This window comes from Glycocaulis alkaliphilus (assembly GCF_004000605.1).
GTDB lineage: Bacteria > Pseudomonadota > Alphaproteobacteria > Caulobacterales > Maricaulaceae > Glycocaulis > Glycocaulis alkaliphilus.
Window position 1 is genome coordinate 2025184 of the sequence record NZ_CP018911.1, and the last position, 24457, is coordinate 2049640.

The following is a 24457-nucleotide window of genomic DNA, read 5'->3' on the forward strand; positions in this document are numbered from 1 at the left end:
GCGGTATCATTGGCGACAAGTGATTCGCATCTGCTGCCCGCGAGGCTTCGCGGCGGCGAGACGGCCCGCCGCCAGCAAGGCGGCAAGAAGGGAAGTGTCCACGCCATGACGATCAACCGCCGCCTGACTGACGAAGGTGCCGATCCGCTGGCGGGGCTGGAGTTTGCCGACCATCTGGCCGGTAATGCCGACCCGGATGCGCTCACCCCCCATGCGGTGAAGATCAGCGCGCCCGCAGACTGGCCGGAGAGCGCGGTGACGGCGCTGGGGCTTCTCACCGGGGCGGACGTTTCAGGGGGCATGCTGGACGGGCGCAAGGCGCTGGAAAGCACCGCCGCGTCGCTGGCCGCTCTGGCGGGCGTGAAACCTGACAGTATCGAGGCGGCAGAAATCCTCGCGAGCCTCGCCGCGCGCGAAGCCTGCCCTGCCCCGCATCTATGGCGCGGCGAGACGGAAGCCGACATGCCGCTGGAAACGCTGGCCAGCGGCCCGTTCGAGGCCGGCGCGCTCATCAGCATGATAAACACCGCCGCGATGGCGGGGGCCGCGAGCGATGTCGGCGCGCGCATCGTGCGTGACCGGCTGGAGGCCGTGGCGCTCGCCTGCATCAACTGCGATGGCAGCGAGGGCGAGTGCTTTGACCCGCGCCATAACCGCGCCCTTGCCCGCTCTGTGCGCGCCGCGCGGCGCGACGGTGTGCCGGACGCGATGATCGAGCGCGCGATTGCACGCGCCCGCCAGGGCATCGACACGATTGAGGATGGCGCGGGCTTCGTACCCGACATGCCGGTCAATCCGGTGATCGAGATTGGCGCAAACCTCCTGACCGATACCGATCAGGGCGCGCGCGCTTTCCTGCGTGATCTCGCCGCGACGATCTGGACCCATGGCCAGCCCGCCTTGCGCTTTGACGATGCAGTTCTGCCCGAACCCGCCATCGTGCTGGACCTCTCTGCCTTTGCTGGCGATGACGCCGCGCTGGAACACGCTGCGGCGCGGTGGGGGCTGGTGGCGGACAAGGCCGAAGGCAGCCTGTTGCTGGCAGGGCTTGGCGCGTTGCTCGCGCTGGAAGGGCTTGCCTATGACAGCGATGAGGGCCGCGCCCGCGCCGCTGAACTGGCGAGCCTCGTTCGCGAGGCAAGTGCGGCTCCGGTCATCACCGGGCCTGCGCCGGCCGAGATCGCGGGCTATCTGGCGCTGGCCACCCACGGGATCGACCCGGCAGGCATTGCCAGCAACTCGCCCGCTGCGCGCGGCTTTGCGCAAACCCTGCTGGCGGAGCTGGACGCAGACACGGCGAATGCCGCCCTCGCCCACGCCTTTGGCGCAGGCACGCTGTCGGGCCTCAATCCCGGCTGGCTTGGCGCGCTGAAAGAGGCGGGGCTGGACGCCAATGCCCTTGCCCGCATCGAAACAATGATCGCCGATGGCGCGCCGGTGCGCCACGCCTTCAACCGCTGGACGGTGGGCGACGAGATCGCCCAGCGCTGCGGGCTGAGCCCGGAGCGGCTGGAGCAGGCCGGCACGCGCCTGCTGGAGGCGTTCGGCGTCTCCGCGCTGGAGATCGAGGCGGCAGAGCGCTGGGTGCATGGCACCGGCGAGCTGCACACGTGTGAGGCCCTGCCAGAGGCGTTTAGAGCCGCGCTGGCGCCCGTGACGCCCGAAGCCCGCCTGACCATGGCCGCGGCGCTGGAGAGCGCTCTGGAGGCCCCTGCAGGCCTTGATCTGGTCCTGCCCGGCCACGCGACGATTGACGATGTGTCCGCGCTCATCCTGTCGGCGGCGCGTGAGGGCCTTAAAGCCGTCCGCATCCGGCGCGAGGGCGAGGCGCTCTACGATCTGCTGGCCACGATAGAGTTTGACAGCGCCGACCGGGGCGAGCGCCCGGTCTTCACCGGGGAGCGCATTGTCGAGCGCGTAGTGGAGCGGCCCGTGGAGCGCGCGGCCAGCCGCCGCAAGCTGCCCGACCGCCGCAAAGGCTATATCCAGAAATCCACCGTGGGTGGCCACAAGGTCTATCTGCACACCGGCGAGTTTGAAGATGGCGAGCTCGGCGAGATTTTCATCGACATGCATAAAGAGGGCGCGGCCTTCCGCTCGCTGATGAACAATTTCGCCATCTCCATCTCCATCGGCCTGCAATACGGTGTGCCGCTGGAAGAATATGTCGATGCCTATGTGTTCACCCGGTTCGAGCCCGCCGGCCCGGTGGAAGGCAACGATTCCATCAAGCACGCGACCTCCATCCTGGACTATCTCTTCCGCGAGCTCGGCGTCTCCTATCTGGGCCGCGAGGATCTCGCCCAGACCGATGCGCGCAAATCCGATCCGGGCGGCATCGGCAATGGTGTGGCCAGCGAGAAAGTTATCACCGGCGAAGAGGCTTCACGCCTGATCTCGAAAGGCTTCTCGCGCGGGCAGCTGCCCGACAATGTGGTGATGCTCGGCAGCCAGCCGCGCAAGACGGCGCCTCCGCCTGCCAGCGGATCAGGGCGCAAGGGCGATGCCTCGCCCGCTACACGGCCCGAACCGGTCTATTCGGGCGAGCCCTGCCCCAGATGCGGACATTTCACGCTGGTTGAAGCGGGTACCGAGCTGAACTGCGAAGCCTGCGACTGGTCCGGCGCCCTGCCGGAGGGGTGAGGGGCGCTATGCGATGAGGTGTTGTCCTCCCCCGTTTACGGGGGAGGTGTCAGCGTAGCTGACGGAGGGGGGAACTTGTTTGAGTTATCCCCCCCTCGCCGCTTCGCGGCACTCCCCCCGTAAACGGGGGGAGACACCGGCGGGCAAGCCCCCTCCAGTTGTCATGGCCCGGCTTGTCCGGGCCACCCATGCCTCAGGCTTTCGTTTCCCAAGCCCTCGTCCTTCGAGACGGCTTCTGGCGAAGCCCCTCAGGATGAGGGCTTGGGATGCTCTTCCCCTCATCCTTTCGGACGCGGTGGCGCTCGAAGGACGAGGGAAAAGCAACCTCAAACCGGCAATTCCGTCGTGTTCTTGATCGCTTCCATGGCGAAACTCGCGCTGACATCCGACAATGGCGCGATGGCGATGAGTTTCTTATAGAAGGCGTCGTAATCGGCAATCTCCGGCAGGGCGATCTTGATGAGGTAGTCCACCTCGCCGCTCATCCGGTAGAACTCGATCACTTCGGGCAGGCGCGCGACGCCCCTGGAGAAGCGCTCCAGCCAGTCGGCATCATGGCGGCTGGTCTTCACGAAGATGAAAAGCGTGGCACGCAGGCCCAGCCCTTCCTGATCGATCAGAGCCACACGGCCCCGGATCAGGCCCGCCTCCTCCATACGCCTGATGCGCCGGTTGACCGGCGTGGCGCTGAGGCCCACCGCATCGGCCAGCTCCTGCACGGTCTGGTCCGCATTGGCCTGCAACAGGCGCAAAATCTTCCGGTCGTGGTCGTCAAGCTCCATGGGCGCAGCCTTTCATGGTGATTTTCACTACCATACGCGAGAATGCGCGCTGAAATAGGTCAAAAACACTCTCAAAGCCGTGATTTCCTGACAGCAAGAGGAGGAATCATGGCTGCGACAGACATTTCAGGCACTCAGGCAGTGGACACGCTGCGCGAAGGGCTGACCGCCCGGCATGGCATGATCCGTACGCCGTTCGGGGAGCGCCCGCTTGTCTATGCAGACTATACCGCCTCCGGCCGCCCGCACCGCGCGGTGGAAGACCAGATCAATGCGCTCCATGCCCTCCTCGCCAATCCGCATACCGAAGACAGTGCCACGGGCCGGGCCTCCAATGCCTGGCTGAAAAACGCCGAAACGACCATTAAGCGCGCGGTGAACGCCTCTGCCGATGATGCCCTGATCCCGTGCGGGGCCGGCGCCACCGCCGCCATCCACAAGCTGCAGGAAGTTCTGGGGATTGCCTGCCCGCCCGCGAGCCTTGCCCGGATGGGCGATGCCGTCAGCGCCGCTCTGGGGCCAGAGGCGAAGGCCGCCCTTGAAGCCCATCTGGCGGCCACGCGTCCGGTGGTCTTTGTCGGCCCCTACGAGCACCACTCCAATGAGCTGAGCTGGCGCGAAAGCATGGCCGAAGTGGTGCGCGTGAAGCTTTGCCCCGATGGCGGGATAGACTTTGCAGCGCTGGAAACCCTGCTCAAAGCCCCGCAATGGCAGGGAAGGATGCGCATTGGCGCGTTCTCTGCGGCCTCCAACGTCACCGGCATCATCAGTGATGTGCGCCGTCTGGCGAAGCTCCTGCACGCGCATGACGCCATTCTGGCGCTCGATTGCGCGGCCAGCGCGCCCTACACGGCTATCGACATGCACCCCGCAGATGAGCCGGATGCCTATGTGGACGCCATCTCCTTCTCGCCGCACAAATTTGTCGGCGGGCCGGGATCATGCGGCGTGCTGGTGTTCAACACCGCGCTCTACCGGCGCGAGCTGCCGCCCACCTGCTGCGCGGGCGGCACGGTGCGTTATGTCTGGGATGGCGGGCATGACTTCCTGGACGATGTGGAAGCGCGCGAGAAGGCCGGCACGCCCGGCCTGCCCCAGCTGGTACGCGCCGCACTGGCGCTGGAGCTGCGCGATGCGCTGGGCCTGGAACGCCTGCACACCATCGAGCAGGACTGTCTGGAGCGCGCTTTCACGGCGTGGCAGGACTGTCCCGGCGTCGAGATACTCGGCCCGCAAGACCCGTCCCGCCGCCTCGCCATCGTGTCGTTCAACTTGCGTGATCCGCGCGGCGGCTGGCTGCATCCGCGCTTCGTGACGACGCTACTGAGTGATCTCTTCGGCATTCAGGCACGCGCGGGCTGTGCCTGCGCCGGGCCGTACGCGCACGATCTTTTGGGGCTGGGCGAGGATGAGGCGCTGGCCTATCGGGACGCCGTCCTCTCCGGTCATGCGGGCCTGAGGCCGGGCTGGAGCCGGGTCAGCCTGCACTGGGCGATGGACGAGGCGGAGATCGGCTATCTCATTGACGCCATCGCTTTCCTGTCGGCTGAGGGCTGGAAATTCCTCGACCTTTACAGCTTCGACGTGACGACCGGCGCGTGGAGCTGGCGCGGGGCGGCACGCATGGATGCACGCGACGCGATGTGTGGCGAACGCATTGATGACCGCGGCGCACTCTTTGCCGCCCTTCTGGACGAAGCCGCTACACGCGCCTGCGCCCTCTCCCCCTGCCCGGATGCCCGGCCCCGCCTGCCTGAAGCGGTGGAGCGCTTGCGCCAGTTTTCCCTGCCGGTGGGGTAGATTCCGGGTCCCGGCTCGGGGGCCGGAACCTAAGGTATTTGTCACTTAGCTCTCAACCGGGTTCCCGGGCTTGACCCGGGGTCCATTTTTCCTCCCCCGCCTGCGGGGGAGGTGTCAGCGCAGCTGACGGAGGGGGGAGCTTTTGTGAAATCCCCCCTCGGTCCTTCGGACCACTCCCCCCGTGAACGGGGGGAGAAAAGGAGAACCGGGCCATGACAATGATGGGCCGCAGGAGAAAACCCCTACCCCTCATCCATGCCGAAATCGAAATTCGGGGCTGAGTGGGTGAGCGCGCCGACCGAGATCACGTCAACGCCGGTTTCAGCAATCGCGCGGATGGTGGAAAGGGTTACCCCGCCCGAGGCCTCAAGGACAGTCTTGCCTTTGGCGGCTTTCACGGCGGCCGTCATGTCATCCAGCGGGAAGTTATCGAGCAGCACGCTCTCCGCGCCCGCTGCCAGCGCTTCATCCAGCTGGTCCAGCCGGTCGATCTCGACGGCCACCCGTGTCATGTGCCCGGCATGGGCTTTGGCGCGGCGCACCGCCTCACCCACACTGCCCGCAACGGCCACGTGATTGTCCTTGATGAGGATAGCATCATCGAGCCCGAAGCGATGGCTCGCCCCGCCGCCAGCGCGCACCGCGCTGAGCTCCAGCGCGCGTAATGTCGGCGTGGTCTTGCGGGTATGGGCGATTGTCACGCCCGTGCCCTTCACCGCCTCGACATACAGCCTCGTCAGGGTGGCGATGCCGCTAAGGCGGCCCAGGAAGTTCAGCGCCGTGCGCTCGGCCACGAGAATGGCGCGGACAGAACCCTCCACCGCCAGCACCACATCGCCTGTGGCCAGCGCATCGCCATCATGAGCACGCCAGTAGGTTTTCAAGGTGGGGTCGCACTGGCGGAAGACTTCAGCCGCGACCGCCTGCCCCGCCAGCACGCCCTCGCCCCGCGCCGCGATAACGAAAGCCGCATGGGCGTGGGCGGGGATCACCGCTTCGCTGGTCACATCGCCGCGCCCGCCCAGATCCTCGGCCAGCGCGCGCGCCACGATGTCATGCAAGTAGGCGCTGTTCATTCGGCAGGCTCCGCGAGCGGGGGAATGTGGGGATGCACGGCGCGCGCCTCTGCGAGCGTCAGGCGGGTATGGGCGGCCACGGCACTGTCAGAGGGATGATCGCTGCGGAAATGCCCGCCCCGGCTCTCGGTGCGCATCGATGCCCCTGCCGCCACGAAGCGCGCGGCGATCAGCGCATCGGCCTCGCCACAAGCGGCTTCCAGCGTGTCGATCAGTTCAAGCAGGCGGGCAAGCCCCGCGCCGTCGCGCTCCACCCCTGCCTGCATCGCCATGGCGGCGCGCAAGGCACCAAGCGCCTCTCCGGGCAACTCCGGAGCCGGATCAGCGGCAACAGGCTTCAGCGTACGCTGCGGCGCGTTTGCAAGCGCTTCTGCCGCCCGCCTTCCGAACACCAGCCCTTCCAGCAGCGAGTTCGAGGCCAGCCGGTTCGCGCCATGCACGCCGGTGGAGGCACACTCGCCGACGGCCCACAGGCCCGGCACGCCGGTAAAGCCTTCAGTGTCCGTCGCCACCCCGCCCATGTGGTAGTGCGCCGCTGGGGCGACCGGGATCGGCGCCACGCGCGGATCAATGCCCGCCGCCCTGCAGGCCGCAAACACGGCCGGAAAGCGCTCAGGGAATTCATCACCCACCGCCGCGCGGGCATCGAGATAGGCACCGCGCCCGGTCTTCACCTGCCGGTGGACAGCGCGGGCCACCACATCGCGCGGGGCCAGCTCTGCTTGCGAGTGCACGCCGCGCAGGAAGCGATGGCCCTTCGCATCGATCAGGGTAGCGCCCTCGCCGCGCAGGGCTTCGGTGGCGAGCGGTGCCGGATCGCGGCCCACATCGATGGCCGTGGGGTGGAACTGGACAAATTCCGGGTCCTGAATGACCGCGCCGAGCCTTGCCGCCCAGGCCAGAGCCTGCCCCTGGCTGCTGGCGGGCGTGGTCGTCACGCCATAAAGCCCGCACAGGCTTCCCGTGGCGAGCACGGTATCGCTCGCAAGAAGGTCATGGCGCGCGCCGCCCGCATCAAACGCGGTCACGCCCGCGCAGCCGCCTTGTTCATCAGGGATCAGGCCCGCAGCGCGCCAGCCCTCGCGGATCTCGATATGAGGCGCGGCCTGAACGGCTTCGATCAAAGCGGCGAGTATGCCCGCCCCGGCCTGATCGCCCTTCACCCGCGCCACGCGGGCTCGCGAATGGGCGGCCTCCCGCGACAATGCCCAGCTGCCGTCTGCCTCGCGCTCGAACGGCGCGCCCAGCGCATAGAGCGCCTCGATCTCGGCAGGTCCGGCTTCGGCCAGCAGATGTGCTGCCGCCTCATCGACCAGCCCCGCTCCGGCGGCAATCGTGTCGCGCGCGTGCAGGGAGGGGCTGTCATCAGGGCCGAGGGCCGCCGCAACGCCGCCCTGCGCCCAGCCTGTGGAACTCCCCTCGCCCAGCCTTGCGCCCGTCAGCAGAACCACCCGGCGAGGCGCAGCATGCAGCGCGGTCCAGAGACCCGCTATGCCAGCGCCAACGATGATGAGGGGGTGGTTCACCGGATTACCTATCCTTGAAATCCCGGCCGAGCTTGCGAGAGCCGGGATCGGGTAGAGGCTCGGCACGAGGCCCCGGATCGCTGCGCGTCCGGGGTTTCAGCCCTGTTGGCTAAACGCTCACATAGGGGATGGAGACGGCAGGCTTGCTGGTGTCAAACGCAGGCGGCTTGCCCAGCGAGGGCAGCGCCAGCATGGCGTCCACGCTGGCCTTCGCGCGCTCAGCGATGAGCGGATCGACATGCACTTCATGCTTCATGTCACGCAGCGCCTCATAGATGCCGCGCAGCGTAATGCGCTTCATGTGCGGGCACAGATTGCACGGTTTTACGAAGTTCACGCCCGGATTTTCCACCGCCACATTATCGCTCATCGAGCACTCGGTGATGAGGATGGCCGTTTGCGGCTGGTGATCCTTCACATAGGCCGCCATCGCGCCGGTGGAGCCTGCAAAATCGGCGGCTTTCAGCACGTCCGGCGGGCACTCAGGATGCGTGATGATCATGGCCTCGGGATGGGCGGCGCGCAGCGCCTCAATATCCTCCACCGTGAACTGCTCATGCACCTCGCAGCTGCCCTTCCAGGTGAGGATGCGGATGCCGGTCTGGCTGGCGACATTTTTCGCCAGATACTCGTCCGGAATGAGGATGACCGTGTCGGTATTCCATTCCGCCGCAATGGCCTCGACCACCTGCACGGCATTGGATGAGGTGCAGCAAATGTCGGAATACGCCTTCACCTCGGCCGACGTGTTCACATAGGTGACGATCGGATAGTCGGGATAGGCCTCGCGGATGGCGCCCACATTGGCGCCGGTGATGGAGGCGGCCAGCGAACAGCCCGCACGCTCATCGGGGATCAGCACGGTCTTTTCCGGCGAGAGGATTTTTGCCGTCTCGGCCATGAAATGCACGCCCGCCTGCACGATCACGCGGGCTTCGGTCTTGGCCGCTTCCTGCGCGAGTTTGAGCGAGTCACCCATGATGTCGCCCACCGTGTGGAAGATGTCGGCGGTCATGTAGTTATGGGCGAGGATGACGGCATCGCGCTCGACCTTCAGGCGGTTGATCGCGTCGATCAGCGGCGCATGCAGCGGCCACTCCATCGGCGTCACTACCGATTTCACCTTCTCATAAAGGTGATCGGTGCGCGCCTTCACGCCCGCATCATAGACCAGCGCATCGGCTTCGGGCCATGCATTATCAATGGCTTGCATGCGGGTCGGGTCGTGCCGGTCCATCGCGTCTCATCCTCTCTCCGCCCTCTTTTGCTCAATTTGAGCATTACGAGGGGCCAGAAAATCGGCGGGTCCGTAACCGGTCTCGCCGTTATGCTCCAACTGAGCCTAAGGTGGGATGTTTCTACGCCCCGGCAAGGGGGGATGCAAGACAGTTTTCTTACACCCCATCGTGAGAAGCGGCGCGGGCGCCAGCCGTCATGCCTCGATTTCCCCGTATCGGGACCATTTGCGACGGTAGATGTCTCCCCCCGCAGGCGGGGGGAGACATCTACCGCATGGGTGTGTAGCGCGCCTACAGCCCGAAAATCAGCGAGCGGTGGGCGGCGAGGCCAGCCATCGTGCCATCGGCGACTGCGAAGCTGACCGAACCGGCCGCGCGCGCCATGTCCCCGCAGGCGAAAACGCCGGGGCGGCTGGTCTGTTTCATTTCGCTGGTTTGCACGAAGGCACCCAGCGGCCCTTCCTCGAAGGCAAGGCCCATCTGGTGCGCGATCCCCGACGCCATCTCCATGCGTGGCTGGACGAAAGCACCAGCCATAGAGATCCGCCGCCCGTCGGCCAGCACCACGTCCACGCCTTCGCCTTCCAGACCGGTGACATGGGCATGTTCCAGCACCACGCCGCGGCGCTCCAGCGCGGCAAGCTCCTCGCCCTCCGGCACGTAGACGCCATTGGTGAAGAGCGTCGTCGGCCCCCAGTCAGGCAACATCATCGCCTGATGCACGGCCATGGGGGAGCTGGCGATCACGCCGACCGGGCCCTCATCCAGCTCAAAACCATGGCAGTAAGGGCAATGGAAAACGTGCCGTCCCCAGCGCGCCTCCAGCCCGGCAATGGCGGGCAGAATATCGCGTATGCCGGTCGCCAGAATGATGCGCGAGGCTCTGGCCGATGTATCGCCGAGGCAGACCGCATATCCGCCCTCAACCGGCTCCACCTGTCGTGCCTCACCCTCATGCCATTCCACCGTCGGATAGGCGAGAATCTGCTCCCGGCCCAGTGCAGCGAGGTCAGCAGGCGGCACGCCGTCATGGCCGAAAAATCCGTGCGAGGCGCTGGCGAAACGGTTGCGCCGCACGCCGGCATCCACCACCAGCACCCGCCTGCGCGCCCTCGCCAGCTGCAATCCGGCGGCCAGCCCCGCATAGCTGCCCCCGATAATGATCACGTCATACTGCATGGCTGGCTCCTTCTCACCTATCACGCCACTTTAGATGTTACGTGTTTGCGGCGGAGTCAATCCCTTGCTACTTTCAAAGTTGCAAGACCCGCGAAACAGGACGCCGCCCATGGCACGCGATTACCGTCTGAGCCGCATGCTCCACGTGCTGATCCACATGGGGGAGGCTGAAAAGCCCTGCACCTCGCAGGAGATAGCCGCCATGCTGAACACCAATCCGGTAGTGGTCCGGCGCACGATGGCGGGCCTGCGCGACCAGGGCTATGTGGTGTCGGAGAAGGGCCATGGCGGCGGCTGGCGGCTGACCCGGCCCTTAAGCGCCATCACCCTGCTGGATGTTCACCGCGCGCTGGAGCCGGGCACGCTCTTTGCCATCGGCCCCAGCCGGGACCGGCCTGAATGCCTGGTGGAGCAGGCAGTGAATGCCTCCATGCAGGAGGCTTTTGCCCGCGCCGAGGCAGAATTGATCCGCGAATTGCAGGGCCGAACCCTCGCCGACATCGTGGACGGCATGAAGCGTCCGCCAGCCTGCGACACCCACCCCGCCGCCACCACCTGACACCGCCTGATCTGCGGCTTGATTGCGGGCGCGGGCGCGCCTAGGTTCGCGCGCGATTTTCACTCCCGCCGGAACCCGCGCCATGGCCGAGCAAAAAGCCCCGTCCTTTCAGGACCTGATCCTGACGCTCCAGCACTATTGGGCCGAGCAGGGCTGCGCCATTCTGCAGCCCTATGATACCGAGGTTGGCGCTGGCACGCTGCACCCGGCCACGACGCTGCGCTCGCTGGGCCCGAAGCCGTGGCGGGCAGCCTATGTGCAGCCCTCGCGCCGTCCGGGCGACGGGCGCTATGGCGAGAACCCCAACCGGCTGCAGCACTATTACCAGTTCCAGGTGCTCCTCAAGCCCTGCCCGGCCGATATTCAGGACCTGTATCTCGGTTCGCTGGACGCGCTCGGCATCGACCGCAAGCTTCACGATGTGCGCTTTGTGGAGGATGACTGGGAGAACCCGACCGTGGGTGCCTGGGGCCTCGGCTGGGAGGTCTGGTGCGACGGGATGGAGGTCAGCCAGTTCACCTACTTCCAGCAGGTCGGCGGGCTGGATGTGGAGCTGGTCTCCGGCGAGCTGACATACGGGCTCGAACGCCTCGCCATGTATGTGCAGGGCGTGGAGAATGTCTACGATCTCGATTTCAACGGCGCGGGCCTCACCTACGGCGATGTCTTCCTTGAAAACGAGCGCCAGCACTCGGCCTTCAATTTCGAGCATGCCGATGTCGACATGCTGATCGAGTGGTTCAAGGGCGCGGAGAAGCAGTGCATGGCGCTGCTCTCGCTGGATACGCCCCTGCCCCTGCCCGCCTATGACTGGTGCCTGAAGGCCTCCCACCTCTTCAACCTCGTCGATGCGCGCGGCGCGATTTCGGTCGCCGAGCGCGCCAGCTGGATTGCGCGGGTGCGTGAGCTCGCCAAGGGCTGCGCCAGTGCCTGGGTGGAACAGCAGAAAAAGGATGCCGCGTGATGGCCGCTGACCTCATCGTCTGGCACGGCCCCAATACCCGCTCTACCGGCACTGTCTGGCTGGTGGAGGAGCTGGGCGTGCCCTACGAGCTGCGCAAGGTGGACGTGTTCGGCGGAGAAACGCGCGAGGCGGAATTCCTGAAAATCAATCCTGCCGGCAAGGTTCCCGCCATCCGCCACAAGGGCAAGACGCTGACCGAAATGGCCGCGATCTCGCTTTATCTGTGCGATGAATTCCCGAAAGCCGGCCTCGCCCCTGCCATCGGCGATCCGCTGCGCGCCGATTATCTCTACTGGAGCGTGTTCCGCCCCGGCGTGCTGGAACCGGCCATCGTGACCAAGGCGCAGAACCTCGATGTTGATCCGCGCACGGTCGGCTGGGGCGAGTGGGAGACGGTCATCACCCTGATCGAGACCGCGCTGGAGGATGGCCCCTACCTGCTTGGAGAGCGCTTCTCGGCTGCCGATATTCTCATTGGCGGCGCGCTCGGCTGGCTGAAACACTTCAAGCTGATGCCGGACAATCCGCGCATTGACGATTACATCACCCGCCTGCACGCCCGGCCCGCCTATGCCCGCATGCAGGCCAGCAACCAGTAAGAACCGGACGCTTTCCCCTTGGCCCAGCTACTCATCGAACTCTTCTGCGAGGAAATCCCGGCCCGCATGCAGGCACGGGCCGAAGAAGACCTTGCCCGGCTGATGGGCGAGGCGTTCAAGGCGGCGGGCCTTGGCGTGGATGCCCTTACGACTTTCTCCGGCCCGCGACGGATCGGCCTGGTGGCCGAAGGCGTGCCTGCCCGCACAGCAGATGTCAGCGAGGAGCGCAAAGGCCCGCGCGTCGGCTCGCCCGAACAGGCCGTGCAGGGCTTCCTGCGCGGTGCTGGCCTCTCCAGCCTCGATCAATGCCGCATCGACAATACGCCGAAGGGTGATTTCTACGTCGCTGTCATCGAGAAGCCGGGCCGCGATGCAGGCGAGGTGATTGCCGAAGCGCTGGAAAGCGCGATCCGTAATTTCCCCTGGCCGAAATCGATGAAGTTTGGCGAAGGCGAGAAGGCCCAGCGCTGGGTGCGCCCCTTACACCGCATCATCTGCCTGCTCGATGGCAAAGTCGTGCCGGTAGCTGTGTTCGGTATCGAGGCTTCTAACCTCACCGAGGGCCACCGCATCCATTCGAAGGGTGAACGCGTCTTCGCGGTGAAGGACTATGCCGATTACGCCGCGAAGCTGCGCGATAACGGCGTGGTGCTGACGCGCGCCGAGCGCTCCGCCATCATCCTTGAAGGGGCAAAGCGCACCTGCGCGCATGCCGGCCTTGAGCTGATCGAGGATGAGGGCCTCTTGGCCGAGGTGACGGGCCTTGCCGAATGGCCGGTCGCGGTGCTGGGCGAGATCGACCCTGCCTTCCTGGACCTGCCCGCTGAAGTCATCGCGCTCACCATGAAGGTGCACCAGAAATACTTCGCGGTGCGTGATCCCAAGACCGGCAAAATCGCCCCGAAATTTGTAAAAATCGCCAATCAGGACGCGACAGATGGCGGGAAGGCGATTGCCCACGGCGCAGCCCGCGTCGTCTCCGCGCGCCTGTCGGATGCCCGCCATTTCTGGGATCTCGACCGCAAGCGCGGCCTGGACGCGATGGCGGGCGAGCTCTCCAAGGTCACCTTCCATGAGAAGCTCGGCACGCTGGCCGACAAGGTGGAGCGGGTCGCTGCGCTCGCGCGCGAACTGGCCCCTGCGGTGGGCGCAGACCCGGAGCTGGCATACCGCGCGGCGAAACTCGCCAAGGCCGATCTCGTCAGCCAGATGGTCTATGAATTCCCTGAACTCCAAGGCGTGATGGGGCGCTATTACGCGCTTGATACTTCTGCTGAAACCCCGGAAGCGCGCAGCGCTGTCCGGGGCCGGGGTCAGGATGGGCACGAGGTCCCGGCTCGCGCCTCCGGCGCGTCCGGGAGTTCAGGGGGGATGCTCTCCGGCCTCACCTCAGACCAACGCCAGCAGATCGCCGACGCCATCCGCGATCACTACAAGCCGCAAGGCCCGTCAGACGCGGTACCGACCGCTCCGGTCAGTGCGGCGGTCGCGCTCGCCGACAAGCTCGATACGCTGGTCGGCTTCTGGGCGATTGATGAAAAACCCACCGGCTCGAAAGACCCGTTTGCGCTGAGACGCGCGGCGCTGGGGGTGATCAGGGTTTTGATGGAAGGGGATATTCGTATACCGCTCAGGCACTACATATTGCGAATTTCTCAGCTATCAATTTTGGCAATTACTGGCTCGCAAATAAAAGGAAGCAACTTGAGTTGGCTGGAGGGATATCTCGGAAAGGGGATGTCTAACGAGGGGATGAAGGCTGGTCTTCAGCACTTTGTTGACCGTAAGTTGAACGAAATTGAAGGCGATCTGAACTTGATTGCCGAGAACGTTTCTGATCTGGGCCGCTTTTTGGTCGACCGACTTGCGGTTTACCTAAGGGATGATGGGGTGAGGCATGATGTCATCAATGCCGTTTTCGCACCCCAAGACGATGGGACACTTGATGATGACCTCGTGCGCGTCACCGCGAAATCGCGCGCGCTGCAGGCTTTCCTCGATACCGAGGACGGCGCGGCGCTGCTGGCCGGTTACCGGCGCGCGGCAAACATTCTCAAAATCGAGGAAGGCAAGGGCTTTGACGTGGCGGCGGCGCTTGCAGAGCTTGATCCCTCGTCCACCTCTGAAACCCCGGAAGCGCGCAGCGCTATCCGGGGCCTCGATTCCGACGGGCACGAGGTCCCGGCTCGCGCCTCCGGCGCGTCCGGGAATTCAGCCCTGCTGAAAGCCCTCTCCGCTGCCGCGACCGAGCCACAGGAAAAGGCGCTGATCAGCGCGCTTGAGACCGCGAGCGCCGATGCCGCGAAAGCACTGGAAGCCGAAAACTTCGAAGGCGCGATGCGGGCGCTGGCCTCTTTGCGTGCGCCGGTTGATGCCTTCTTCGAGGCGGTTACGGTGAACGCGGACGATCCCATGTTGCGGCGCAACAGACTTGTTCTATTGTCGCGCATCCGTGCGGCCGTTCAGGCCGTGGCAGATTTTGACAGGCTGGAAGGCTAGGCAGGCGCCCGGCACATCACATGACCGCCCCGGCGCGGCGGACCTTAGGAAGAGCGAGTACACTGGCGATGACGAAATGGGTTTATGCCTTTGGTGGCGGCGCAGCCGATGCGATGACCGGCGATGCCCGCGCGCTTTTGGGTGGCAAGGGTGCAAACCTTGCCGAGATGGCGCGCCTTGGCCTGCCTGTCCCGCCGGGCTTCACCCTGACCACCGAGGTTTGCACCGCGTTTTACGCCAATGACCGCGCCTATCCGGCCGAGCTGGAAGGCCAGGTGGAAGCCGCCCTCGCCGATCTGGAAAAGAAGGTCGGCAAGACGTTTGGCGATCCGGCCAATCCGCTGCTGGTTTCCGTGCGTTCGGGCGCCCGCGCCTCCATGCCGGGCATGATGGATACGGTCCTCAATCTGGGCCTCAATGACGAGACAGCAGAGGGGCTCGCCAAGCTTTCGGGCGACCGGCGCTTCGCGCTCGACAGCTATCGCCGCTTCATCACCATGTATTCGGACGTGGTCTTAGGCGTCTCCCATAGCGAGTTTGAGGAAATCCTTGAGCGCTACAAGGAAGAGAACGACCTGCAGCTTGATACCGAGATCACGGCAGAGGGCTGGGAAGTGATCATCGCCGACTACAAGCGGGCCGTGAAATCGGCGCTGGGCGAGCCCTTCCCCACCGATCCGCGCGACCAGCTGTGGGGCGCGATGGGCGCGGTGTTCGGTTCATGGATGAATGACCGGGCCATCACCTACCGGCGCATGTATGACATCCCCGCCAGCTGGGGCACTGCCGTCAACGTGCAGGCCATGGTGTTCGGCAATATGGGCGAAAGCTCGGCCACGGGCGTGGCGTTTACCCGCGACCCCTCCACGGGCGAGCGCGGCTATTACGGCGAGTTCCTGATTAACGCGCAGGGCGAGGACGTGGTGGCGGGCATCCGCACGCCGCAATGCCTGACGAAAGCCATGCGCGAGAAGATGGGCGATACCCAGCCCTCCATGGAAGAGGCCCTGCCGCAAGTCTATGGCGAGCTGGCAAAGGTGTTCGACACGCTCGAGCGCCATTACCGCGACATGCAAGACATCGAGTTCACCGTCGAGATGGGCCGGCTGTGGATGCTGCAGACCCGCAACGGCAAGCGCACCGCGCGCGCGGCGCTGAAAATTGCCTGCGACATGGTCGATGATGGCCTGATCACGCAGGAAGAGGCCGTGCTGCGCGTGGACCCGTCCGCGCTGGACCAGCTGCTCCACCCGACGATTGCCGAGGACTACCAGCGCGACGTGATCGCCAAGGGCTTGCCCGCCTCTCCGGGCGCGGCCTCTGGCCGGGCGGTGTTTGATTCCGATGAGGCCGAGCACCGCGCCAGCCTGGGCGAGAAAGTCATTCTCGTACGCGTGGAAACTTCGCCTGAAGACATTCACGGCATGCACGCCGCCCAGGCCATCGTGACGGCCAGAGGCGGCATGACCAGCCACGCGGCGGTTGTCGCGCGCGGCATGGGCCGGCCTTGCGTGTCGGGTGCGGGCGAAATCCGTATCGATGCGGCGGCCAAGAAGTTCACCGCGCGCGGGCGCACCATCACCGATGGCGACATCATCACCGTTGATGGCGCGACAGGCGAAGTGCTGTTTGGCGAGGCGCGCATGATCAAGCCGGAACTGACCGGCGATTTCGGCAAGCTGATGGGCTGGGCCGACAAGGCGCGCCGCATGAAGGTGCGCACCAATGCCGAAACGCCCGCCGATGTGCAGACGGCCAAGGAGTTCGGTGCCGAAGGCATTGGCCTCTGCCGTACCGAGCATATGTTCTTTGACGCAGACCGCATCGCCGCCGTGCGCGAAATGATCCTGTCGGAAGATCAGGACGGGCGCATCAATGCGCTGGCCAAGATCCTGCCCATGCAGCGCGATGATTTCGCTGAGATCTTCCGCATCATGGAGGAGCGCCCCTGCACGATCCGCCTGCTCGACCCGCCCCTGCACGAATTCCTGCCCCATAATGAGGAAGACGTGAAAGCGGTCTCGGAGGCGACGGGCCTGCCCGCCGACGCGCTGATGGAGCGCGCGCGTTCGCTGGCCGAAACCAATCCGATGCTCGGCCATCGCGGCTGCCGCCTCGGCATCACCTTCCCTGAAATCTACGAGATGCAGGCGCGCGCCATCTTCGAGGCGCAGGCCCTTGTGGAAAAGGAAACCGGCTTCAAACCCGTCGCCGAAGTGATGATCCCGCTGGTCGCCACGGCAAAAGAGCTGGAAATCCTCAAAGTGCGCGTGGCCGCTGTGGCCCGCGATGTGGAGCGGGAATCGGGCGTGGCCCCGGTCTATCTGATCGGCACCATGATCGAATTGCCGCGCGCGGCGCTGCGCGCAGGCGATATCGCGGAATTTGCCGAATTCTTCTCGTTCGGCACGAATGACTTGACCCAGACCACGTTCGGGCTCTCGCGCGACGATGCCGGCAAGTTTCTGGGGGCTTATCTCGAAGCACAGATTTTCGAGCGCGATCCGTTCGTATCCATCGACCAGGACGGCGTTGGCGACCTGATCCGCATCGCCGTTGAGCGCGGACGCGCCGCCAGGCCAGAGCTAAAGCTTGGAATTTGCGGGGAACATGGCGGTGATCCGGCCTCGATTCGATTCTGCGAGTCCGTCGGCCTCGATTACGTTTCGTGTTCACCTTATCGTGTGCCGATTGCCCGTCTGGCAGCAGCGCAGGCCGCACTCAAGGCAAAGCAAGACTGATCTGAACTATAACACCATTACCCCAATACTGAAGTTGGGCGGAATTGTGGCTATAGTTAACGGGCAGTGCAGAGCGGTTGACCTCGTCTGCGCACTTGAGTATGCATGAGCCAGATTTCGTTCACACCTTGCTAACCGAAGCGGGCACTCCATATGTGCCATCTCTAACGCTCGGTCTGGTTTGTGAGCTGCATGGGGGACATGCAGGCCGCAACACCCGAACGGCAAGGCGGAAGAAGAGGTATGCATGGCTATCGCGACGCGATTGCGTTCTGCGTTGTCAGGGTTTGCGCGCCTTTCAGGCGTGGCAGCCACAATCAGTCTGATGTCCGCACTGCCGCTGATCAGCGGCGAGATGTCCGCACGCGCGGACAATGCGCTGTGGTCATCCATCGCTGAACGCTATCTGGGCAGCGCGCTTGAAGGCAGCTGGGATGAGGGCGAGGCCCTGTTCCAGACGGCGTCCTTCACTATCGACGCTTCGGACAGCGATATGGTTCCGCAGGTCAATGGCCGCTCGCTGGACGATCTGCAGACATTTGATCTCGGCCACCTCGCACTCGCCCGTGATGCCCGCCGCCAGCAGAACTGCCTGGCAGAGGCTGTCTATTACGAAGCGCGCGGCGAGACTCTCAGCGGCCAGATGGCCGTTGCCGAAGTGGTGCTGAACCGGGTGCGCCACCGTGCCTATCCCGACAATATATGCGGCGTGGTCTATCAGGGCTCCGAGCGCCAGACGGGCTGCCAGTTCAGCTTTGCGTGTGATGGCTCGGCAGAACGGGCGCCGCGCGGCCGCGCCTGGCGCCAGTCACAGCTCGTCGCCAAGCACGCCATGCTGGGCTTTGCCCCGCAGGTCACGCGCTCTGCCACGCATTTCCACACGGCCAGCGTCAATCCGGTCTGGTCCTCCAGCCTCGTGCAGACACGCCAGATCGGCTATCACGTCTTCTACCGCATGCCGAACCGCGCCGAGCGCGATCTGATCGACCGCGGCGTCTAGTCCCGGTTTTCCAGCCGGCTTTCAACCGCTTTGCGGGCCGCTTCGGCGGCCCGTTCGCGTTTCTGGCGGGCATTGCGGCCGAATATCAGCGCGAAGATTATGGCCAGCACGACAAGGCCGATAGTCAGCTCGATCATGACCGTCTCCTCTCCGGGGACTGCAGGGCAAGGCGCGCCTCGCCCGTCAGCACGGCCTTCGCCTCCGGTGTGAACCGCTCTCCCTCCCCGCCATGCACGATAAGGCCTGGCAGTATACGCAAGGGCGCGCGGCTGGCCTTCACCGCCCGCACGATGATCCGCTTCGCCGGCTCTCCTGCGTGCGGGTGGATCGGCAACACGCCGATATCGCCCGCGCGGCCCTGAAGCTCCGCCAGAATATCGCCCAGCCGGTCCGCCCTGTGGATCAGCACGATCTGGCCCCTCGGGCGAAGCGCTTTCAGGCCTGCGCGTATCCAGTCTGCCAGCGGCGCATCGCTGATCCAGGCCCCGCGCTTTTCCGCCGAGGGCGGGCGCAAGGCGGTCTCGTCATCAAAGAAAGGCGGGTTGGAGAACACCGCATCGAACCGCGCCGTTCCGGCCAGCGCCAGCGCATCGCCGGTTTCCACCTCAATCCGGTCATCACCGCCATTCAGGGCAATGTTCGCGGCGGCTAGCGCCGCCATGGACTGATCTTTCTCGAACGCCGTAAAGCGCGCTTCAGGGTTCAGCCGCGCCGCGCACAGGAGCGCGGCCCCTGCCCCGCAGCCAAACTCGCACGCATGGGCGCCGGGACGCAGTTCCAGCGCCGCGGCCAGCAGGACGGCATCAAGCCCCGCGCGGTAGCCTTTGACCGGCTGGTCCAGCGCCACACGTCCATCATGCAGGGTAGACCGGCTTAGCTGAGCCTCGCCTGAGGCAGCAACGCTCATGCCTTGCCTGTGTTGCCCAGCGCATCGGCGAGGAGGCGGCGGGCCTTGTCCGCATGCTCATCGCCCACCAGCACACGGCGTTTTATCCACGGCACCGCGCCGCCAAACATTCCGGCCGTCTCTGCGTCGGTCACGACATACCTGATCCCGGCATCCTTCAGCACAGCCTCAATGAAAGACAGCTTTACCGGATCGTTGGTGGTCTCTATCTCGATCACGCACTATCTCCTGATGAAGCGGGTTCATTGGCCGCAGTGTCCTGCGCTTGCTGACACGCTAGCGCATTTCTATTGTGGCGGCTTGAACCCGCGCTTAGCAAGAGTACAGCCCATCGTGAACGGACTGCCCCTTTCAGACACGCCGCAGGCGGTAGCCGACCCGGTGTCCACGCTGATGGCGCTGGCCGGCGACGACATGCCGCGCGTGGAGGCCTTGCTGAACGAACGCATGGCCAGCCCTGTCGCGCTGATCCCGGAACTGGCCGCCTGGCTGGTCAAGGCCGGCGGCAAGCGCATCCGCCCCCTCATCACCATCGCCAGCGCGCGCATGCTGGGCTATGAGGGCGAAGGCCATCTGGCGCTCGCGGGCGCTGTGGAGCTGATCCACACCGCCACCCTGCTGCACGATGATGTGGTGGACGAAAGCGAATTGCGGCGCGGCAAGGCGTCCGCCAACCATATCTGGGGCAATCCGCAGAGCGTGCTGGTGGGCGATTTCCTGTTCGCGCAGGCCTTCATGCTGATGGTGGATTCCGGCTCGCTGGACGCGCTGCATGTTCTCTCACGCGCCGCTGCCATCATTGCCGAGGGCGAGGTACGCCAGCTGGCTCTTGTGGGCGACATCGCTGTTTCCCGTCAGAGCTATATGGATGTCATCGATGCCAAGACGGCGGCCCTGTTCGCCGCTGCGGCGCAGGTATCCCCCATTCTGGCCGGGCGCCCCAAGGCAGAGGAAGACGCGCTCTACACCTATGGGCGCGAGCTGGGCCTTGCCTTCCAGCTTGTCGATGATGCGCTGGATTATGGCGGGCTGGCTGCCCTTCTGGGCAAGAATACCGGCGATGATTTCCGCGAGGGCAAGATCACGCTGCCCGTCACTCTCGCGCTGGAAAAAGCCAGCGATGAAGAGCGCGCCTTCTGGACCCGCACGCTGGGCGGCAAGACGCAAGATGAGAGCGATCTGGACGAAGCCATCACCATCCTGAAACGCCATGGCGCGCTGGATGAGACGCTGGCACAGGCACGCGCCCACGCGGCCAACGCCCAGTCAGCCTTGAGCATCTTCCCGCGTAATGAATGGACCGCTGCGCTCTCTGCGCTCGCCGAGTTTGTGGTCGACCGCGCCTACTGAGCGCTACCCGCAAGCCTTGCCGCATAACGCCCGCCCACCAGGTAGAGCGCGCTCAGACCGGCGGTCATTACGCCAAAGACGATAAATGGCGCGCCTTGCGGCCCCTGCAGCGCCAGAAGGCCTGCCAGCACGCACAAGGCACTAACCCCCGCATAGAGAACCGCCACCCGGCCGTGGCTCCAGCCGACTGCGATCAGGCGCTGATAGAGGTGCTCGCGGTGGGCCTGCATGTCCAGCCGCCCGCCAGCGGCACGGCGCGCCATCGTCAAAAGCACATCAGCCAGAAACGGCAGGATGAAGAGCGGTGCCAGCCAGAGCGCACCGGAAAAGCCATATCCGGCCATCGCCAGTGCCCCGCCTGCATAGAGCGCGCCTGCGGTCAGTGACCCGCCATCGCCGGCAAACACCTTCGCAGGTGGCCGGTTGAGTATCAGAAAGCCCGCCAGACCGCCTGCCAGCGCGGCGCCGGCAAAGCTGGTGTCCAGATGGCCGGTGGCCAGCCCCGCCAGCACCAGCCCCACCCCGCCGGGCAGAAGACCGGCGACCAGCATGCCGTCTGACCCGTCCATGAAATTGACGGCGTTGACCGTGACGAAAATGAACAGGCCCGCACCGGCAACCGCCCCCCAGACGGGCAAGGCGAGATACACCGTCTCCGTCACGGCTAGATAGCCCGGAACGCCTATAAACCACGCCAGAATGAGCACGGACGCGGCCATCAGGGCGAACTTCGTGCGCGAGGACAGGCCAAAAAGATCGTCCGCCGTGCCCAGCGCGCCCATGAGGGCAGTCAGCGCCAGAATGGCAAGCGCACTCCCGCCCGGCACCGGCACCAAGGCAAGCCACAGGAAGGCTGCGCCCGCCGCGGCCAGTATGCCGATACCGCCGCCGCGCGGCGTGGGCGTCTCGTGCAGGGATCTGTGATCTGGCATGTCCAGAACACCGGCCTTCCAGACCAGCGCCGAGACACCGCAACTGATCAGGAAGGCGATCAGCGCGCAGATGGCGAGCATCATTCCCATCAGGCCGCTCTGGCCAGCCGCACGGCGCGGACAATCCAGTGCGGATGACTTTCCGACAATGCCCGGGCCACTTGCGAGGCCATTGCGGCCTCATCGACCAGCGCAAAACAGCTCGCGCCCGAGCCGGACATCCGTGCCAGGCGCACCGCGTCGATGGCGTTCAGTTCGGCGAGCACATCGCCAATAACCGGCTCCAGCGCCATGGCAGGCGCCTCCAGATCATTGTGGCCCGCCGCCGCGAGTGCCAGCGCCGCCGCCGGGTCTCCGGCCACCGGCGCACGTGTCAGCGCGCCGAATGCCTTGCGCTCCTTGCCCTGATCGAGAGCCCGGAAAACATCTGCGGTCGATACTGGTTTGCCCGGATTGACGATCACCGCGTTCAGCTCGGGCCATGCGGGCAGAACCCTGATGTCCTCGCCAATACCCTCCATCAGCACGGGGCGCGACCAGACACAGGCCGGCACATCCGCGCCAACCACGCTGCCGATCTCGGCCAGTGCGCGGGTCGAAAAGCCCAGCTCCCAGAGATCATTGAGGACACGCAAGGCTGCCGCAGCATCGGCAGAGCCACCGCCCATGCCGGAGGCGACAGGCAGATGCTTCTCCAGCACGAGCCGCGCGCCCAGCTGCGGCCGGTCTGCGGCTGCGCGCAAGGCCCAGCCTGCCTTGAGCACCAGATTGTGGGTGTCATCCGCGAGCGCCGGTGCAAACGGTCCATCCAGCTGCAAGGTGAGATCATCAGCCGGGCTGGCGTGCAGCGTGTCGCCCCAGTCGGCAAACACGACAAGGCTTTGCAGCGGGTGATAACCATCTGCGCGCGGCCGGGCCACGCGCAAGGTCAGATTGATCTTGGCAGGGGCAAAGACGGTGAGTCGGCCCGCCTGTGGGGCGCTCATTCAATATCCTCAGGCGCGCCTTCAAGGCCGTGCGCAAGGCGCACCTCCAGCAAGGCTTCCTCGCGTGGGTCAGAGGTGAGGTCGAGCGCGCGCTGCCACTGGAAACCCGCTTCAAGCTCCCGTCCCGAGCGCGCATAGGCGTCGCCCAGATGCCAGTGAATGGTCGCGTTGGCGGGCGACAGCTCCACCGCCCGTTCCAGCCATTGCACGGCCTGCTCGTACCGGCCGAGCTTGAAATGTCCCCAGCCCAGACTGTCAAGAATGGCCCCGTTATCGGGCGCCAGCTCTGCGGCGCGCTCCACCAGGGCAAAGCCTTCATTCACCCGCTCGCCCAGCACGATCCAGTTATAGCCCAGATGGTTGAGCACGCGGGCTTCGTCAGGCTCCAGCGCCAGCGCTTGCAGGAAGCCTTCCTCGGCCCCCGTCCAGTCACCGGCAATCTGCAGGCATACCGCCCGGTAGAAGATGTGGCGCCAGTCCATGCCCCGGCCTTCGGCGGACCGCTCGGCCAGCACCGCGTCGTAGAGTGCCACCGCATCATCACAATGCCCGGTCAGCCGGTATATGTCGGCCAGCAGCAGGCGCGGCTGCTCGGCCATCTCGCCGGAGGCCAGCGAGCGGGCGCGCGCCAGCGCATCGGTCTGGTCGCCGCGCCTGAACAGGGTCCACGCCGCATCGACGCGTGCCTGCTCCAAGAAGGGCGCACTGTTGACCGAGTCGAAGGCGGCAATGGCGTCATCCTCCAGGCCGAGACGGTCCAGAACCGTCGCCAGAAGCATGGTGTTACGATCAAAGTCCGGGTCGATGCTCTGGACGATACGCAGATACAGCGCGGAATATTCCGCCGGCGCCGACGCGTTCAGCATGGCAGCAGGCGCAAACATGGAGCGTGCGGCGCCCTGCGCCGGCGTGAAGCGCGCCGGTGGCCGCCGCCCGGCCTCCAGCCGTGCCAGCGCCTGCACCACTTCCGGGTCGCGCTCACCGGCACCGCGGTTCAGATGCGTTTCATAAAGACGCCGCGCATCGTCGCGCCGCCCCTGCCGCTCGAAGAACGCGCCCCGCACAATGGTGGTGAAGCCTTCCATGTCGAGACCGGAATAGGCGGCGCGATAGGCTTCGTCTGCTGCCTCCATCCGTCCGGCCGCTTCCAGGATCATGCCCCGGTGGAGCATGATATGCCCGGTCAGCCCGGCAGAGGCCGTGACCGGCCGGTCAGCAGCCTCATTTGCCCTGCCGGCACGCACCAGCCGCCAGTCGTCCAGCATCGAGGAGACCATCGCGCCAAACGGGCCGAACGGGTCTTCAAGCTCGACGGACGGGCCGCGTATGCGCCCCGCCAGCTCACCGCCCTTCAGGTAGACATGGGCCAGCTGCAAGCCGTCCGGGTGATCCCCGGCAACACGCGCCGGACCGTCTGCCCGCTCAAACTGCCCGGCCAGCAGCGCCGAGTAGAAGGCCCGTTCCGACAATAGCGAGGAACCTGGATCATGGCTCAGCGCCTCGGCATAGAAGCGCGAGGATTCCGCCGTTTCGCGTGAGGAACCGGCATAGCGCCCGGCCAGGAACGCCCCGTAGGCGCTCGGCTCCTCGTCCTGCAGCAAACCGTGCGGCAGCGCACACGACACCGCCAGCACGGGCAGGCACAGGGCCACGCGCATCAGACCGGCCATCATGGC

General features: G+C 65.5%; 20 protein-coding genes. 9 read left to right on the plus strand and 11 right to left on the minus strand.

Annotation, left to right across the window (positions count from 1 at the left end):
* Window positions 1–9 precede the first annotated feature (9 nt).
* On the plus strand, window positions 10–2643 hold the full coding sequence (locus X907_RS14500) for a TSCPD domain-containing protein (protein ID WP_179951433.1): 2634 nt from the start codon (window positions 10–12) through the stop codon (window positions 2641–2643).
* Between the two features lie 326 nt (window positions 2644–2969).
* Here the strand turns inward: X907_RS14500 and X907_RS09630 are convergent, their stop codons facing one another.
* Complete coding sequence (locus X907_RS09630) at window positions 2970–3425, minus strand: Lrp/AsnC family transcriptional regulator (RefSeq protein WP_127567451.1); 456 nt, start codon at window positions 3423–3425, stop codon at window positions 2970–2972.
* A gap of 108 nt (window positions 3426–3533) precedes the next feature.
* Here X907_RS09630 and X907_RS09635 point away from each other — a divergent pair, with 108 nt between their 5' ends.
* Window positions 3534–5225, plus strand: coding sequence for an aminotransferase class V-fold PLP-dependent enzyme (locus X907_RS09635; RefSeq protein ID WP_127567453.1), 1692 nt, complete (start codon window positions 3534–3536; stop codon window positions 5223–5225).
* 242 nt (window positions 5226–5467) lie between these two features.
* Here the strand turns inward: X907_RS09635 and nadC are convergent, their stop codons facing one another.
* From nadC to X907_RS09655, 4 genes are all read right to left on the minus strand, one after another.
* The gene (gene nadC, locus X907_RS09640; RefSeq protein WP_127567455.1) at window positions 5468–6301 is read right to left on the minus strand and encodes a carboxylating nicotinate-nucleotide diphosphorylase; all 834 of its coding nucleotides are present in this window, start codon (window positions 6299–6301) and stop codon (window positions 5468–5470) included.
* Window positions 6298–7827: an L-aspartate oxidase gene (locus tag X907_RS09645; RefSeq protein ID WP_127567457.1), complete on the minus strand. Its 1530-nt coding sequence runs from the start codon at window positions 7825–7827 to the stop codon at window positions 6298–6300. The genes nadC and X907_RS09645 overlap by 4 nt, the downstream gene beginning before the upstream one ends.
* Window positions 7828–7936: 109 nt before the next feature.
* The gene (gene nadA, locus X907_RS09650) at window positions 7937–9064 is read right to left on the minus strand and encodes a quinolinate synthase NadA (RefSeq protein WP_127567459.1); all 1128 of its coding nucleotides are present in this window, start codon (window positions 9062–9064) and stop codon (window positions 7937–7939) included.
* Between the two features lie 292 nt (window positions 9065–9356).
* Window positions 9357–10244 (minus strand): NAD(P)/FAD-dependent oxidoreductase, encoded by an 888-nt coding sequence (locus tag X907_RS09655; RefSeq protein ID WP_127567461.1) that lies wholly within the window; start codon window positions 10242–10244, stop codon window positions 9357–9359.
* A gap of 109 nt (window positions 10245–10353) precedes the next feature.
* On the opposite strand from X907_RS09655, the gene X907_RS09660 reads away from it, so the two are divergent.
* The 6 genes from X907_RS09660 to X907_RS09685 all read left to right on the plus strand — a co-directional run bounded on the left by X907_RS09660 (window position 10354) and on the right by X907_RS09685 (window position 18606).
* Window positions 10354–10803, plus strand: coding sequence for an Rrf2 family transcriptional regulator (locus tag X907_RS09660; protein ID WP_127567463.1), 450 nt, complete (start codon window positions 10354–10356; stop codon window positions 10801–10803).
* 82 nt (window positions 10804–10885) lie between these two features.
* A complete protein-coding gene (locus tag X907_RS09665; protein WP_127567465.1) occupies window positions 10886–11767 on the plus strand; it encodes a glycine--tRNA ligase subunit alpha in 882 nt (293 codons plus the stop codon).
* A complete protein-coding gene (locus tag X907_RS09670) occupies window positions 11767–12366 on the plus strand; it encodes a glutathione S-transferase family protein (protein ID WP_127567467.1) in 600 nt (199 codons plus the stop codon). The genes X907_RS09665 and X907_RS09670 overlap by 1 nt, the downstream gene beginning before the upstream one ends.
* 18 nt (window positions 12367–12384) lie before the next feature.
* Window positions 12385–14865 (plus strand): glycine--tRNA ligase subunit beta, encoded by a 2481-nt coding sequence (glyS, locus tag X907_RS09675; RefSeq protein ID WP_233352288.1) that lies wholly within the window; start codon window positions 12385–12387, stop codon window positions 14863–14865.
* 68 nt (window positions 14866–14933) lie between these two features.
* Complete coding sequence (ppdK, locus tag X907_RS09680) at window positions 14934–17606, plus strand: pyruvate, phosphate dikinase (protein ID WP_127567469.1); 2673 nt, start codon at window positions 14934–14936, stop codon at window positions 17604–17606.
* Between the two features lie 247 nt (window positions 17607–17853).
* Window positions 17854–18606 carry a cell wall hydrolase gene (locus X907_RS09685; RefSeq protein ID WP_233352290.1) on the plus strand — a complete coding sequence of 251 codons (753 nt, stop codon included), beginning with the start codon at window positions 17854–17856 and terminating at the stop codon, window positions 18604–18606.
* Here the strand turns inward: X907_RS09685 and X907_RS14440 are convergent.
* The 3 genes from X907_RS14440 to X907_RS09695 are packed head-to-tail and all read right to left on the minus strand — an operon-like array spanning window position 18603 to window position 19731.
* The gene (locus X907_RS14440; protein WP_170175522.1) at window positions 18603–18743 is read right to left on the minus strand and encodes a hypothetical protein; all 141 of its coding nucleotides are present in this window, start codon (window positions 18741–18743) and stop codon (window positions 18603–18605) included. The two genes, X907_RS09685 and X907_RS14440, sit on opposite strands and share 4 nt — an antisense overlap.
* Window positions 18740–19513, minus strand: coding sequence for a tRNA1(Val) (adenine(37)-N6)-methyltransferase (locus X907_RS09690; RefSeq protein WP_127567471.1), 774 nt, complete (start codon window positions 19511–19513; stop codon window positions 18740–18742). The genes X907_RS14440 and X907_RS09690 overlap by 4 nt, the downstream gene beginning before the upstream one ends.
* Window positions 19510–19731, minus strand: a complete 222-nt coding sequence (locus X907_RS09695) for a putative signal transducing protein (RefSeq protein ID WP_127567473.1) — start codon at window positions 19729–19731, stop codon at window positions 19510–19512. The genes X907_RS09690 and X907_RS09695 overlap by 4 nt, the downstream gene beginning before the upstream one ends.
* A 175-nt stretch (window positions 19732–19906) precedes the next feature.
* On the opposite strand from X907_RS09695, the gene X907_RS09700 reads away from it, so the two are divergent.
* Window positions 19907–20863, plus strand: coding sequence for a polyprenyl synthetase family protein (locus tag X907_RS09700; RefSeq protein WP_127569447.1), 957 nt, complete (start codon window positions 19907–19909; stop codon window positions 20861–20863).
* On the opposite strand, the gene X907_RS09705 is transcribed toward X907_RS09700, so the two are convergent.
* The 3 genes from X907_RS09705 to X907_RS09715 are packed head-to-tail and all read right to left on the minus strand — an operon-like array spanning window position 20857 to window position 24454.
* The gene (locus tag X907_RS09705) at window positions 20857–21885 is read right to left on the minus strand and encodes an MraY family glycosyltransferase (protein ID WP_127567475.1); all 1029 of its coding nucleotides are present in this window, start codon (window positions 21883–21885) and stop codon (window positions 20857–20859) included. The genes X907_RS09700 and X907_RS09705 overlap by 7 nt on opposite strands.
* The gene (locus X907_RS09710; RefSeq protein ID WP_127567477.1) at window positions 21885–22781 is read right to left on the minus strand and encodes a 4-(cytidine 5'-diphospho)-2-C-methyl-D-erythritol kinase; all 897 of its coding nucleotides are present in this window, start codon (window positions 22779–22781) and stop codon (window positions 21885–21887) included. The genes X907_RS09705 and X907_RS09710 overlap by 1 nt, the downstream gene beginning before the upstream one ends.
* Window positions 22778–24454, minus strand: a complete 1677-nt coding sequence (locus X907_RS09715; protein ID WP_127567479.1) for a tetratricopeptide repeat protein — start codon at window positions 24452–24454, stop codon at window positions 22778–22780. The genes X907_RS09710 and X907_RS09715 overlap by 4 nt, the downstream gene beginning before the upstream one ends.
* Window positions 24455–24457: the final 3 nt, after the last annotated feature.

What these genes read in the sequence shown, in the direction of transcription:
- X907_RS09685 (WP_233352290.1), top strand. Translation starts at nt 17,854, where the DNA reads ATGGCTATCGCGACGCGATTGCGTTCTGCGTTGTCAGGGTTTGCGCGC.
- X907_RS09705 (WP_127567475.1), bottom strand. Translation starts at nt 21,885, where the DNA reads ATGGGAATGATGCTCGCCATCTGCGCGCTGATCGCCTTCCTGATCAGT.
- X907_RS09630 (WP_127567451.1), bottom strand. Translation starts at nt 3,425, where the DNA reads ATGGAGCTTGACGACCACGACCGGAAGATTTTGCGCCTGTTGCAGGCC.
- X907_RS09690 (WP_127567471.1), bottom strand. Translation starts at nt 19,513, where the DNA reads ATGAGCGTTGCTGCCTCAGGCGAGGCTCAGCTAAGCCGGTCTACCCTG.
- X907_RS14440 (WP_170175522.1), bottom strand. Translation starts at nt 18,743, where the DNA reads ATGATCGAGCTGACTATCGGCCTTGTCGTGCTGGCCATAATCTTCGCG.
- X907_RS09655 (WP_127567461.1), bottom strand. Translation starts at nt 10,244, where the DNA reads ATGCAGTATGACGTGATCATTATCGGGGGCAGCTATGCGGGGCTGGCC.
- nadA (WP_127567459.1), bottom strand. Translation starts at nt 9,064, where the DNA reads ATGGACCGGCACGACCCGACCCGCATGCAAGCCATTGATAATGCATGG.
- X907_RS09665 (WP_127567465.1), top strand. Translation starts at nt 10,886, where the DNA reads ATGGCCGAGCAAAAAGCCCCGTCCTTTCAGGACCTGATCCTGACGCTC.
- X907_RS09710 (WP_127567477.1), bottom strand. Translation starts at nt 22,781, where the DNA reads ATGAGCGCCCCACAGGCGGGCCGACTCACCGTCTTTGCCCCTGCCAAG.
- ppdK (WP_127567469.1), top strand. Translation starts at nt 14,934, where the DNA reads ATGACGAAATGGGTTTATGCCTTTGGTGGCGGCGCAGCCGATGCGATG.
- X907_RS09660 (WP_127567463.1), top strand. Translation starts at nt 10,354, where the DNA reads ATGGCACGCGATTACCGTCTGAGCCGCATGCTCCACGTGCTGATCCAC.
- X907_RS09700 (WP_127569447.1), top strand. Translation starts at nt 19,907, where the DNA reads ATGGCGCTGGCCGGCGACGACATGCCGCGCGTGGAGGCCTTGCTGAAC.
- X907_RS09715 (WP_127567479.1), bottom strand. Translation starts at nt 24,454, where the DNA reads ATGATGGCCGGTCTGATGCGCGTGGCCCTGTGCCTGCCCGTGCTGGCG.
- X907_RS09635 (WP_127567453.1), top strand. Translation starts at nt 3,534, where the DNA reads ATGGCTGCGACAGACATTTCAGGCACTCAGGCAGTGGACACGCTGCGC.
- nadC (WP_127567455.1), bottom strand. Translation starts at nt 6,301, where the DNA reads ATGAACAGCGCCTACTTGCATGACATCGTGGCGCGCGCGCTGGCCGAG.
- X907_RS09670 (WP_127567467.1), top strand. Translation starts at nt 11,767, where the DNA reads ATGGCCGCTGACCTCATCGTCTGGCACGGCCCCAATACCCGCTCTACC.